The 13,787-nt window shown below is 29.3% G+C and carries 9 protein-coding genes and 1 pseudogene; all 10 read right to left on the reverse strand.

The window, feature by feature from the left end; all coding sequences use genetic code 11:
* Positions 1-85: pseudogene (locus L3B96_RS20680) on the reverse strand (fructose-6-phosphate aldolase); the annotation flags it as partial.
* A gap of 347 nt (positions 86-432) precedes the next feature.
* The gene (locus L3B96_RS20685; protein ID WP_238948454.1) at positions 433-1,581 is read right to left on the reverse strand and encodes an ROK family transcriptional regulator; all 1,149 of its coding nucleotides are present in this window, start codon (positions 1,579-1,581) and stop codon (positions 433-435) included.
* A 188-nt stretch (positions 1,582-1,769) separates the two neighbouring features.
* The gene (xylB, locus tag L3B96_RS20690; protein WP_023976123.1) at positions 1,770-3,272 is read right to left on the reverse strand and encodes a xylulokinase; all 1,503 of its coding nucleotides are present in this window, start codon (positions 3,270-3,272) and stop codon (positions 1,770-1,772) included.
* A 460-nt stretch (positions 3,273-3,732) separates the two neighbouring features.
* Positions 3,733-5,058 carry a xylose isomerase gene (gene xylA / locus L3B96_RS20695; protein ID WP_012058599.1) on the reverse strand — a complete coding sequence of 442 codons (1,326 nt, stop codon included), beginning with the start codon at positions 5,056-5,058 and terminating at the stop codon, positions 3,733-3,735.
* 532 nt (positions 5,059-5,590) lie between these two features.
* A complete protein-coding gene (locus L3B96_RS20700) occupies positions 5,591-6,760 on the reverse strand; it encodes a sugar ABC transporter permease (protein ID WP_012058598.1) in 1,170 nt (389 codons plus the stop codon).
* A gap of 1 nt (position 6,761) precedes the next feature.
* The gene (locus L3B96_RS20705; protein ID WP_012058597.1) at positions 6,762-8,339 is read right to left on the reverse strand and encodes a xylose ABC transporter ATP-binding protein; all 1,578 of its coding nucleotides are present in this window, start codon (positions 8,337-8,339) and stop codon (positions 6,762-6,764) included.
* 64 nt (positions 8,340-8,403) lie between these two features.
* The gene (gene xylF / locus L3B96_RS20710; protein ID WP_012058596.1) at positions 8,404-9,483 is read right to left on the reverse strand and encodes a D-xylose ABC transporter substrate-binding protein; all 1,080 of its coding nucleotides are present in this window, start codon (positions 9,481-9,483) and stop codon (positions 8,404-8,406) included.
* A 293-nt stretch (positions 9,484-9,776) separates the two neighbouring features.
* Positions 9,777-11,117 carry a response regulator gene (locus L3B96_RS20715; RefSeq protein WP_238899899.1) on the reverse strand — a complete coding sequence of 447 codons (1,341 nt, stop codon included), beginning with the start codon at positions 11,115-11,117 and terminating at the stop codon, positions 9,777-9,779.
* Positions 11,095-12,591, reverse strand: coding sequence for a histidine kinase (locus L3B96_RS20720; protein WP_238948455.1), 1,497 nt, complete (start codon positions 12,589-12,591; stop codon positions 11,095-11,097). The genes L3B96_RS20715 and L3B96_RS20720 overlap by 23 nt, the downstream gene beginning before the upstream one ends.
* Entirely contained in the window at positions 12,581-13,561 is a 981-nt protein-coding gene (locus tag L3B96_RS20725; protein ID WP_077306696.1) for a substrate-binding domain-containing protein, read from the reverse strand. Before L3B96_RS20725 ends, L3B96_RS20720 begins: the two co-directional genes overlap by 11 nt.
* Positions 13,562-13,787 lie beyond the last annotated feature (226 nt).

Genomic DNA, 13,787 nt, shown 5'->3' on the forward strand with positions numbered 1-13,787 from the left:
GATTTGTTGTTACACCACATATTACTCCCATTTCATTTGCTTCTTTAATGTGTTCCACATTTGCTGTGTCTAAGAAAAATCTCATTTTATTAACATCTCCTCTTTGCTTAATTAAAAATCATTTAATATATAAGGTTATCTCAAGTAAGAAATTTTAATTTCTTACTTAAGACTCACCTTTATGTAAATATTTATTTAATAACACATAAGAAATTTGCTCTTAATTCGGAGTTCCAATCAAAAATCAAGAACATAAATCTAATATGAAATAAATAGATATTTAGTTTTATATAAAAGGCTTGTCTTAATCTGGAGTTCCAATCAAAGATTAAGACTCCCCTTAATATAGCTATGCTTACATAACTTTAAAAATATATTTTAAAAATTTATTTAATAAGTTTTTAAATTAATAGAGCAGCTTTCACCACTCCATTATTTAATTTCTAAGAATTCTTCTATAGGCATCATAGCAGCTCCTAGTAAATAAGATTCTTTAAAACTTGCAATACTTATACTGCAATTATTTTCATTTGTAAATAAATTATCTTTATAAACCTCTTTTTTCAGCATATCTATCTTATCATTAAGTAAATTATTTATATCTCCACCTATTACTATGCTGCTAGGATCAAATATCATAACCAAATTCGATAGACCTAAAGACAATGTTTTTAAATAATCATTTAATACATCATGAGCATCTTTGTCATTTTGATTATATCTTTCTTCAAATTCATCAATATCACTAATATTTGAACTATTAGCTTCATTATAACTATCAATCAGAGAATTCATAGATGTGTATGCTTCTAAACAGCCTCTAGCTCCACACTTACACTTTTTTCCGTCAATTGCTATCTTAGTATGACCTAATTCTCCTGATGAGCTATTGTCACCTCTGTAAATTTTTCCATTTATTATTATACCGAGGCCTAAACCTTCTGTTATTGATACATATAATAGATTTCTTAGTATATCTCTTTTATTTAAAAACTCGTAATAAGCAGATAAATTTGCTTCATTATCTACATATACTGGAATGTCTAAGTATTCGAACTTTTCTTTTAAATTAAAATCTTTGGCGCCTAACAAATATGAATACTTTATTATGCCTTCTTTAAAATCTACGGTTCCAGGTAATGAAATCCCTATTCCTAATAAATTTGCAGAGCATAAATTATATTTCTTCATTAACAAATCTATATTTTCATTAAGTAAATTTATTATGTTCTCTATTCCATCACTATTATGTCTAACTCGCATACTTTCAATAACTTTTTTCTTTATATTTACTAATGATATCTTTATATGATTCGGTGTTAGTGCAACTCCAATTGAATATCTACAGTTTTCATTCAACTTAATAGCAATTGCTTTTCTTCCTCCTGTAGATTCCAACGATCTTACATCTTCTACAATACCTTCGCTTTTCAATTCTGTAATATTTGTAGAAACTGTTGTTATACTTATATCTAATATTCTAGATATATCTAATTTGGTGATCTCATTTTTCTTTAATAATAATGCTATTATCTTTTTTCTGTTAGTTTCTTTTATTTTACTGTGATTTACTTCTATCAAACTTTAAAATACTCCTCTCGACTATTATCAGTAATAGTAGCTTTTTCTTAAATAATATCACTATTATTATTTTTGTTAAAGTATTTAAAAAACTATATGATTTTTTGCTAAAATTCGATACTACTACGCACCCTTAATTAATTATACAATTACTTAACTAAGATGATTGATTTCTATCTTTAATATATTTAAATATCTTTTATTCTTGGATAAGCTGAATTATATGTTTCATATACTTTTGAGTATACTTCTTTTAATTCTTCATTTGGAGAAACTTTCTTGTTTCCTTTTACGATTCTATCACAAGCATCTTCTACAGAATCATAGATTCCTGCTCCAACCCCTGCTAGTATTGCAACTCCAAGCGCACCACCTTCAGATGCTTTAACTGTAGTTAATGAATATTGGAAAATATCAGCTAATATTTGTCTCCATACAGCACTTTCTGCTCCACCGCCACTTACTCTTATTTCATCAATGTTTACATTCATGTCTTCGATTAAATCAAGGCAGTTTTTCAAACTAAAGCTAACACCTTCTAATATACTACGTACAAAATCATCATGGTTATTTATTAGTGATACTCCTAAAAATGCACCTTTTACATTAGGGTCTATATGAGGTGTTCTTTCTCCCATAAGATATGGTAAGTAAACAATTCCATTAGAACCAGGTTTTGATTTTGCTGCTTTTTCAGTTAATAAATCATAGATATCTCTTCCTAATTTCTCGCTTTCTTCAACTTCTTTAGCGCAGAATGTTCTTTTAAACCAGTTCAATGATAGACCAGCTCCTTGAGTAACACCCATTATATGCCACTTACCTGGTACTGCATGACACAAAGTATGAACTCTTCCTTCTTTATCAAATCTAGGTGTATCAGTTGCCGCAAATACTACTCCTGAAGTACCTATTGTTGTTGATATTATTCCTTCTCTTACTATTCCATTTCCTATTGCTCCTGCTGCTTGGTCTCCAGCACCACCAACAACTGGTGTATCTACTGCTAAGTTTGTTAATTTTGCAACTTCCTCTGTAACTTTTCCACTAACAACTACTGATTCATAAACATCTGCTAATATGTTTTTATCTATATTTAACTCATTAAGTAATTCTTCGCTCCAGTTTCTAGTATTTATATCTAACATTTGCATACCACTAGCATCTGAAACTTCTGTTGCAAAAACATTAGTCAATTTAAGTCTAATATAATCTTTTGGAAGAAGTATTTTGTAAATTTTATTATAGTTTTCTGGTTCATTATTTCTAACCCACAATAATTTTGAAAGAGTAAATCCAGTTAATGCAGGATTACCAGTGATCTTAATTAGTCTTTCTTTTCCGATTACTTCTGTCATGTAATCACATTCTTTTTCTGTTCTTTGATCACACCAGATTATAGAATTTCTAATTACATTAAGATCTTTATCTACCATAACAAGCCCATGCATTTGCCCACTTAATCCAATACCTTTAATATCAGAAGCTTGTACACCACTTTTTTCAATAACATCTTTTATTCCCTTTACACATGCCTGCCACCAATCTTCTGGATCTTGTTCTGCCCATCCTACCTGTGGTTGGAATAAATCATATCCATAAGTTGCAGTTTTTATTGTAGTTCCATTTTCATCAAAAAGAGCTGTCTTTGTTCCTGATGTTCCAATATCCAATCCTAATAAATATCTCATTAATAAACCTCCTAAGTTATATATCTTTTCTAAATTAACATAATTACAAACTTTTTACTTAATTTTTTAAATAACTTTTTAAATGTATTTTAATAAGTTTATTATACTTCCCTTTTTCTTTGCGGTCAATAGTTTTTTGAATACATTTTCATTTTTTATTTTACTAGTTATTTTTTGTATTTAGAATGTTGCACTTATTATAAAATATCTACCAAAATAGAGTCCTAAATAAAAAGGAACTTCTTGCAATAATAATACTGAAAAATATTACAAGAAGTCCTTTTAACTATAAATTTACAAGTTAGAAGTTTTTTCAAATGTATTTACTTAGATCTCACCTTTAAGGCTAGCCTTTGGGTACAACTTCTAATCTTAGAATCATCCATAAAATCCCGTACAAGTCGGAATAAAAGCATGCTTCTTATTTTGGTGAAATGAATAAATCTAGATTACATATTATTTATTTATGATCCTCAAATATATATTGATTAACTATAGATTCTAACAGCTCTTGTCTTCCAGATTTATTTATTATAGGGTTATTGTTTAACGCATATGCTTCTAATTCTTTAAAGCCAACTTTTCCTTCAACAATTTCTTTACCGATTCCCTCTGTAAAGCTTGAATATTTTTCCTTTATAAAGTCTTCTAAATCACCATTTTCTAAAAGTTTATAAGCAACTCTCAATCCTTTAGCAAATGTATCCATTCCTGCTATATAAGCTAGGAATAAATCTTCTTTCTCAAATGATGCCCTTCTAACTTTAGAATCAAAGTTAACACCACCTGGTGCAAGCCCTCCATTTTTAAGGATTTCATACATAGCTAATGTAGCATCATATATATTTGTTGGGAACTGATCTGTATCCCATCCAAGTAATGGATCTCCTTGATTAGCATCTATGCTGCCTAAGAATTTATTGATTCTTGCAAAATGAAGTTCATGTTGGAATGTGTGTTGTGCCAAAGTAGCATGATTTGCTTCAATGTTAACTTTAAAATACTTATCAAGGTTATAATTTTTAAGGAATCCTAAAACTGTTGCTGCATCAAAATCATATTGGTGCTTTGTTGGTTCCTTTGGCTTTGGCTCTATTAAAAATTGTCCTGTAAATCCTATTTCTTTTGCATAATCAACAGCCATTTGAAGTAATCTAGCAAAGTTGTCTAATTCTAATCCCATATCTGTATTTAATAGAGTTTCATATCCTTCACGTCCACCCCAAAAAACATAGTTTTCTCCATCTAGCTCTTTTGTTATTTCAATTGCTTTTTTAATTTGTGCTGCTGCATAAGCAAATACATCCGCATTACAGCTAGTACCTGCACCATGAACATACCTTGGATTAGTAAAACAGTTAGCTGTTCCCCATAAAAGTTTTTTATTATACTTTTTCATTAAACTTTTACACAACGCAACTATCTCATCTAAATTTTTATTAGTTTCTTGTAATGTTTTTCCTTCTGGTGCTATATCTCTATCATGGAAGCAGAAATATTCTATGTTTAGCTTATCCATTAATTCAAATGCTGCTTCCATTCTTGCTTTAGCTAAATCCATTTCATTTGTTTCGCTATCCCATGGACGAATCATAGTCCCAACACCAAACGGATCTGCTCCTGTAGCTGTTAATGTGTGCCAATAAGATAAGGCAAATCTTAGATGTTCTTTCATTGCTTTATCCCCAATAATTTCGTCTGGATTATAATATTTAAATGAATATGGATTTTTAGAATTTGCCCCCTCGTAATTTATTTTCGAAACATTTTCAAAGTATTCTCTCATATGATACCCTCCTCATTTTTCTATATTGAATATAAATTATTTCTAGTAAATAGCGTAATAACTTATTAAGCCATTTATCTATTTATAAAAGCCAACGTTAGTAATAACTAGCCCTTATATATAAATCAAATTTGTTTGATTTTAATGAATATTCTGAATTTTATTTTGTATAACAAGCTTTAATCAAAATAATTATTAAAGTAAGTCAAAGTACTTATTCTTTTGATATTCACTACTAAAAATATATTTTGAAATAACTTTTTAAATGTTATTTTATAAGCTTATAATACTTTCTTTTTTTTATATAGTCAATAGTTTTCTGAGTACATTTTTATGTTATTTTTTAATAAAATAATTCATTATAATTATGTCCTTTTCATACCTTTTTATGTTAAACAAAATATAGAATTAATATACCATATATACAGATAACAGCAGACAATATTAATTATAGCCTGCTGTTATTCAAATGATTTGTCGTCACTAATTTATATAAAGTTTTAATTAAGAATATATAATCATTTTCAAAGAATTATTTCTTGTTTTTAGATGATATATCCATCCATACTGCTATTAGTAATATTAACCCTTTAACGATGTATTGCCAGAATGTTGGAGTATTCATCATACTCATACCGTTATCTATACTAGCCATTACAAGTGCACCAACTAATGCTCCAGCAACTGTACCACTACCACCTGCTAAACTTGCTCCTCCAATAACACATGATGCAATTGCATCCATTTCTGCATTTTGGCCAGCTGAAACTGATCCTGCATTTAATCTTGATGTAAGTAATATTCCAGCAACTGCGCAAAGTAATCCAAGTACTGAATATATAACAATAATATGTTTTTTTACGTTTATACCAGATAATCTTGCTGCATCTCTATTTCCACCAATTCCATATATTCTTCTACCAAATATAGTCTTTGTTCCTACAAATGCTAATATTAAAGCTAAAAGTAACATAATGAAAACTGGTATAGGAAATCCTTGATAGTCATTAAGAATTAACACTAGAACTAATGATATAACTCCAATTCCTACTATTGTAAGTACATCTAAAGCCATTGGTCTAACTTCAATATTATATTTAATCTTATTCTTTCTATTTCCTAATATTAAATATGCTGAACCTACAATTGCTAGCACTACTAATATATAACCTACAACTGTTGGTAAATACGCTTGTCCTATAGCTTTGAAATCTGCTGTTAATGGTGCAACAGTATTACCACCTGTAATTCCTATTAATACACCTCTAAAAACAAGCATACTTGCTAAAGTAACTATAAATGATGGAACATTTCTAAATGCTATCCAATATCCATTCCAAGCTCCCATAATAACTCCAAGTATTAATGTTATTACCACTGTTGGGATAGCTGAAAAACCAAACCAAACATTTAATATTGCTGCAATTCCTCCAAGTAAACCTAAAGTTGATCCTGCCGAAAGATCTATTTCACCTAAAATGATTACAAAAACCATACCTATTGCCAGTACACCAGTAATTGACATTTGTCTAAATAAATTTGATAAATTTCTTGTTGTCAAAAAATTTCCATCTGTTAAAAACGTGAATAAAACCCATATTGCTGCTGTTGCTATTAATATTGCTGCCATCTTAGATTTAAATATAACGCCTAAACCTAATTTCTTTTCTTTTTCTGAACTTGTACTTTTACTTAATTGCATCTTATATTCCTCCTACAGAAGTTTTAGTTTCTTCGCTATAACTCTCACTAACTTCTTCATTTTTCTTTCCTACAGAATAATTCATAATCATCTCCTGAGTTAACCCATTATTCTCAAGACTTGCCTTTATTTCCCCTTCATTCATTACTAGAACCCTATCACTAATTCCAAGTACTTCTGGAAGTTCTGATGAAACCATTATTATAGATATTCCTTGTTTAGCTAGCTTAAATATTAACTTATAAATTTCATACTTGGCTCCAACATCAATTCCTCTAGTAGGTTCATCTAATATTAATATTTTAGGTTCAGCAAGAAGATTTTTTGCTAGTATTACTTTTTGTTGATTTCCACCACTTAGATTTTTTATTGCTAATTCAGTTGATGCAGTCTTTATTTTTATTTCATCAATAAATTTTAAAACATCCATCATTTCCTTATCTTTATCTATTACGTTTAATGGCCTTTTATATTTCACTAAATTACTCATTGTCATATTTTTAGCTACACTCATACCCGCAATTATTCCATCTTTTTTTCTATCTTCTGGAACCATAGCTATTCCTTTGCTTAAAGCATCATTTGGATTTTTTATGTCAATTTTTTTACCCTCAAAATATACTTCACCGCTCTTTTGACCTTGGAAACTTCCATATATGCTTGCCACCATTTCTGTTCTACCTGAACCTACTAAGCCTGAAATTCCAAGTATCTCCCCGCGTCTTAAGGTAAAACTCGCATTTTTTACTCTTTTTATGTTCTTATTAAATGGATCTAAAACGTTAAAATTCTTTATCTCAAAAAATTCTTCGCCTATTTTATGTTCTTCTCTAGGAAATAGATTTTTCATTTCTCTTCCAACCATCATTTGTACTAGCTTATCTTGATCTATCTCACTAATAGGAACTTGTCCTATTGTTGAGCCATCTCTAATTACAGTAACATTGTCACATATTCTTGTAACCTCATTAAGTTTGTGAGAAATATAAATACATGTTACTCCATCTCTTCTTAAATCATCTAATATTCCCATTAACACTTCTACTTCACCTTCGCTTAAAGAGGCAGAAGGTTCGTCAAGAATCAATAGTTTTGCATTTTTAGATAGAGCTTTTGCAATTTCAACTAATTGCTGATGTCCAATTCCAAGATCCCCCGCTCTAGTAAGCGGATTAACATTCAGCTTAACCCTATTTAATAATTCATTTGTCTTATTTAACTGTTCACTAAAATTTACTAGTCCACGTGCGCCAATTTCATTTCCTAAAAAAATATTTTCTGCTATAGATAATTGTTTTATAAGTGCTAATTCCTGATGAATAATTGCAATACCAACGCTTTCAGAATCTTTTATACTTGTTTGGCTTAATTCTTTTCCTTCAAAAATTATTTTTCCAGAGTAAGACCCAGCAGGATGCTCTCCGCTCAAAACTTTCATCAGTGTGGATTTTCCAGCTCCATTTTCACCACAAAGAGCATGGATTTCTCCTTTTTTAACTTTTAAAGTTACTCCATCTAATGCCTTTACTCCAAAGAATTCTTTGACTATATCTCTCATTTCTAAAATATACTCACTCATGAAATGCTTATCTCCTTTCTATATTGGAGTCTGACACAATATCATCAGACTCCAATATTCTTATTTATTTGCTTGGTCTTTTATCTTCTGGTACATTTTTATATACATCATCAAACTTTTGGAAACCATCTTTAATTACAGTATCTTTCATGTTATCTGCTGTAACTGCTATTGGAGTAAGTAGTACTGAAGGGACATCTTTTTTACCATTGTTAGTTACAGTACCACCTGTTTCAACATCTTCACCTTTAGCCATCTTTACAGCCATTTCAGCTGCTTTTGCAGCAATATCTTTTATAGGTTTGTATATTGTCATTGTTTGAGTTCCTTCAACAACTCTTTGGCAACCAGCTAAATCTGCATCTTGTCCAGAGATTGTAATTTTTCCTGCTAAGCTTTGTGCTTGTAATGCTTGAATAGCACCACCTGCTGTACTATCATTTGATGCAACTACAGCATCAAGTTTGTTATTATTTGCTGTCAAAGCATTTTCCATTATCTTTAATGCTTCCTCTGCTGACCAATCTTTTACCCATTGATCCCCTACTAGTTTTATATCTCCCTTATCTACATAAGGTTTTATTATGTTCATTTGTCCTTGTCTAAATAATTTTGCATTATTGTCTGTTGGAGATCCTCCCATCATGAAATAATTTCCTTTTGGAGTTTTATCCACGATAGCTTTAGCTTGTAATTCTCCAACCTTCACATTATCAAAAGATACATAGTAATCTAAGTCACTATTTGTAATCAATCTATCATAAGCCAATACTTTTATTTTATTTTGGTGAGCTTCTTCTACAATTGGTGCTATTGATTCACCGTTATGTGGTATTACAACTAAGACATCTACCCCTTGAGATATAAGATTCTCAGCTTGTGACATTTGTGTTGGATCATCCCCATTTGCAGATTGGAAAACAACATCTGCTCCAAGTTTCTTAGCTTCTTCTTCAAAGATTTCCTTATCATGCTGCCATCTTTCAAGTCTTAGGTCGTCCATACTTACACCAATTTTTATTTTCTTATTTCCATTGCTAGATGTTTGTGCATCTTTTTTTGCTCCACATCCTGTCAATGCTGAAAATATTAGTACCCCACTTAGTGCCAAACCTAATAATTTAATCATTTTTTTAGATTTCATCTTTTTCTCCCCTTTTTTTTAATTATAGATCTCTTTTACAGTCTTAATTATATCCGTTATAGTAAACGTTTCAAATAGACTGGTTTGCTAATTTATAATCTTATATTGCTATCTTTTTACAGCAAATTTTTACTAGTAAATAATTCAAAACATAAAGAAAATCCAGACTAATATCTAAATATAAGAAATAGTCTGGACTTTTTTATCGTTGTGATATGTTGTTAGTAATATATTGCTTTTTATAAATCAAAAAATTCCTGAATAATAAATAACATATCTTTCACTAATTAATTTCAAAAAATCTTTTCTTCCATGTTTCCTTTAAAATTTGCAGGACTAACACCTTCATATTTCTTAAATACTTTACTGAAATAATTAGGATCATTGTATCCTACTTTGTAGCAAACCTCCTTCACATTCATTTCTCCAGTTGAAAGTAATTCCTTTGCAACATCTATTCTACATTTATTTACATATTCCGAAAAATTAACACCGGTTACTTCTTTAAATGTCCTGCTAAAATAATAGACACTTAATCCAAAATTGCTTGCTACCTTATCTAGTTCTAATTCTGTTTCAATATTTTCTCTAATAAATTGTTTTACACTTTCAAATAGTTTCATCTTTATTTTATTTGAATTTTTATTTTTACCTAACTTTGTATCCCCTGATATCCCGACTGAAAAACTATCATTCATCAATTTTCCTTCTATATCATCAATATAAATAATATTTACATTGTCTGAGTTGTATACTAAACATTTCATAGCTTGTCTATAAGATTCCACGATTTGCTCTACTGAATCAAATATTTCTCCAAGACCTGCTCTTATTGAAATATTAAATCTCTTTTTTATTTCTCTTCTCAAATTAAATGCAAGGTCAATTTCTAAACTTTTAAAATCTTCAGTTTCCTCATTATCTATTTGTATAAAATACGTTAATTCTTCATAAAATACATAATTTCCTATGCATTTATATCTTCTGTTGATATATTCTTTAACATATTCTCCTATCTTAATCCTAATTTGATCTCTTTCAAACCTGCTAATATCTTTATAAGCATATTTGTCTTTTATTGAAATAACCATTGCATAGCTATTCATAAAACTCATATCTAAACATTGCAGATACATTCCATAATCAACACCTTTAAGCTTATCATTAATTATTAGATCACTTAATTGATTTTCAAGCACAGGCAATAAAGTATATATTTTCTCTTTATCTTTAATTTCACTTTTTCTTTTCTCCTGTTCTTTTTTCACCCATTTAATTCCCACAGCAATTTTTTCTATAATCTCTTCCTTAGTAAACGGTTTTAGAAGATATTCTTTCACATTTATTTTTACAGCTTCCAATGCAAAGTCGAAATAATCGTATGCTGTCAAAATTATGCTATATAAATTTGGTAAAGTTGCTGTCATTTCTTTCAATGCCTGTATTCCATCAATACCTGGCATTTTTATATCAATAATAACTATATCTGGTCTGATGCTTTCAGATAGTTCAATTGCTTCTCTCCCATTTTTGGCTTCGTATATTTCTAACTCTCCTAAAAAATTCTCTTTTATTATATGTTTAACGGTCTCCCTATCATACTTTTCATCATCAGCAATTAATATTTTCATCATTATTCTCATCCCCCATTATAGGTATTTTCAAATAAACTTTAGTCCCTTTGCCTTCTTCACTTTCTACTTTAAACATATTTTTCTTGTTATATAAATATCTAAGCCTCTTTTCTACTATATTTATTCCAAGGCCTGTTGTATGCCCTGTATGTTTTGCATCATAATTATAATTATTAATCTTATCCAAAACTTCTTTAGAAATGCCAACACCATTATCTTCAATTAAAACATTACACTCACCATTTTCCTCATCAATATATATATTTATATATCCACCATCTTCTTTCCCTTCAATCCCATGTATAAATGCATTTTCTACTAATGGTTGTATTGTCATTCCGGGAACTTTAACTTTTTTCATATCCATATTTGTACTTAGATTAAATTTTACCCTATCATCAAACCTGCATTCCTGAATGTAAATATAATCCTTTACAATCTTTATTTCATCTTCCAATAGTGCATTTGTACTCATACTTCTTAAAGAATATCTTAAAATATTAGATACTGATTTAATTAATTTACTTGTAGTTATTGCATTTTCCATTATTGCTGTCGCGTTTATACAATTTAGGGTATTAAATAAAAAATGTGGGTTTATTTGAGACTGTAATACCTTTAAATCAAATTCTTTTAAAGCATTCTCATATTTTAGATTTTTCATCTCCTCCTCTTTTAATTTTTTTTCTAATACGATCTTCCCATTAAGCGAGCTAATAAGATTTTTTATATCTGTAATCATAGCATTAAATGTTTTTGTTAAAATATCTAACTCATAAATGTCAGTTTTGTTACCTTCATAATATTCAAATTGACCTTTTGATACTTTGTTTGATATTTCAACCATACCCTTTAAGCCCTCAGATATATGTCTTATAAATGTTAATGCATAAACTACACATAAAGCTAAAATTAATATAAGATATGTAGCTAGTCCTATATATATTACGCTGCTATTTCTATTTAGTTCTTTATATGCTATGCTATTAGCCTCTAGGAAATTTTGCATTAAAGTCGATGCATATGCATCACAATAAGATGCAATATTCTTGGCCGCTACAAAATCATCATAGTAAAAAACGTATCCCTCCTTATTTTCATAAGCAGATATTGTATTTTTAGAACTTTCTATATAAGAATCTAAAGTATTATCTAGATCTCTCAAAATATATTGATTTACATCATCAGAATTTTTCTTAAGATTACCAATTTTTTGTTTTGCAAGAATCACCTCGTTATTATAGCTTTCTTTCTTACTTGGAGTTCCATTCAATATATATTGATTAAAATTGTCTAAAGAGCTGTCAACATGCTGCTTAATTTCATTAGTAATTAGCATATTGTTAAGCATATTAACATACCCGTCCTCAATTTTTTTGCTCATCGCCAGAGATATAATATTGCATATACATATAGGAATAATTAAGCATATAACAAACATTATAAATTTACTATTTAAGCTTTTAGTTTTCAATTTTATCATCTCCTCGCTTATAGCTATCTACATCGCTTTTATTAATTACATTTACATCGATTAGTGATTTTGAAAACTTATTTGATTTCCCTTGAATTTTGTCCATGATAATATTAACTGCCCTATAACCCATTTCATTACTTTTCTGCACTATTGTTGCTGAAACTAGTCCATTTCTAATATTGCTTAAAGTATCATCTAAATCATCAAAACATATAATTTTTACCCTATCCTTATAATTTAAATCTTTTACTGCTCTTGCAGCGCCTATTCCGTCAAGAGCTGAGGTACAAAATAAAGCATTTATGTTATCATTTCTATTTAGTATTTTTCTTGTTATAATTTCTGCCTCAAGAAGCATCGCATCCGATGAATCTGTATCTACAATTTTCAAGTTAGAATTCGATTTTATATATTGTGTAAAGCCTTCTACCCTTTCTTTCTGATTCTTTACGTTTTTTCCGCCCATTACTATTGCTACATTTCCAGACGTTCCTATTTGCTTGACCATTTCCTTTCCGGCAACTTGTCCAGCTAAAACATTATCTGTGCCAACATATGCTATTCTATTGCTATCTTCTTCATCTGAATCTATTGTAACTACTGGAATACCTTTCTCCATTGCACTATTAATCTTCTTTTTATATTGTCCTTCTTCTTGAACATATGTTATTATGCCACTCACCTTAGCTGATGTAGCCATATCAAAAAGTTTTAGCCCATCTTCAGTGCTTGCAGTTGTAGGTCCTAAAAATTCAACCACTGCACCTCTTTCTTTAGCAGCTCTTTCCGCACCAGCTTTTATATCAAGCCAATATGGATTAGTCTTTATATGAGAAATCAGCACTATCTTAGGTTTTATCGGTTCCTTTTCTACTTTCTTGTCTCTTAATAAATTAATAAAATATAAATTACTCCCTAAAAAAAGAGCAATAAGTATAATGACCAAAACGCTCTTTAAGAATTTCATTACTAAGATCTCCTTTTTAATAAAATTAATGAAATATATAACATTACAAAACCACTTTTAAAATGTCCTTTAATAATGTTATTCTATATTTGTTCTTTTTCTAAGTCAATATATTTTTGTATAGCTTTTCATAAGAGATAAAATAACAATATCATAAATAAACGTTTATTAAAATTATAAAATAGATTCTTTAGTAAATTTTCGAATCTTTTATTACTCACTTTTC

This window comes from Clostridium sp. YIM B02569 (assembly GCF_022320765.1).
Classification (GTDB): domain Bacteria; phylum Bacillota; class Clostridia; order Clostridiales; family Clostridiaceae; genus Clostridium; species Clostridium beijerinckii.

What these genes read in the sequence shown, in the direction of transcription:
- xylB (WP_023976123.1), bottom strand. Translation starts at nt 3,272, where the DNA reads ATGAGATATTTATTAGGATTGGATATTGGAACATCAGGAACAAAGACA.
- xylA (WP_012058599.1), bottom strand. Translation starts at nt 5,058, where the DNA reads ATGAGAGAATACTTTGAAAATGTTTCGAAAATAAATTACGAGGGGGCA.
- L3B96_RS20700 (WP_012058598.1), bottom strand. Translation starts at nt 6,760, where the DNA reads ATGCAATTAAGTAAAAGTACAAGTTCAGAAAAAGAAAAGAAATTAGGT.
- L3B96_RS20705 (WP_012058597.1), bottom strand. Translation starts at nt 8,339, where the DNA reads ATGAGTGAGTATATTTTAGAAATGAGAGATATAGTCAAAGAATTCTTT.
- xylF (WP_012058596.1), bottom strand. Translation starts at nt 9,483, where the DNA reads ATGAAATCTAAAAAAATGATTAAATTATTAGGTTTGGCACTAAGTGGG.
- L3B96_RS20715 (WP_238899899.1), bottom strand. Translation starts at nt 11,117, where the DNA reads ATGATGAAAATATTAATTGCTGATGATGAAAAGTATGATAGGGAGACC.
- L3B96_RS20725 (WP_077306696.1), bottom strand. Translation starts at nt 13,561, where the DNA reads ATGAAATTCTTAAAGAGCGTTTTGGTCATTATACTTATTGCTCTTTTT.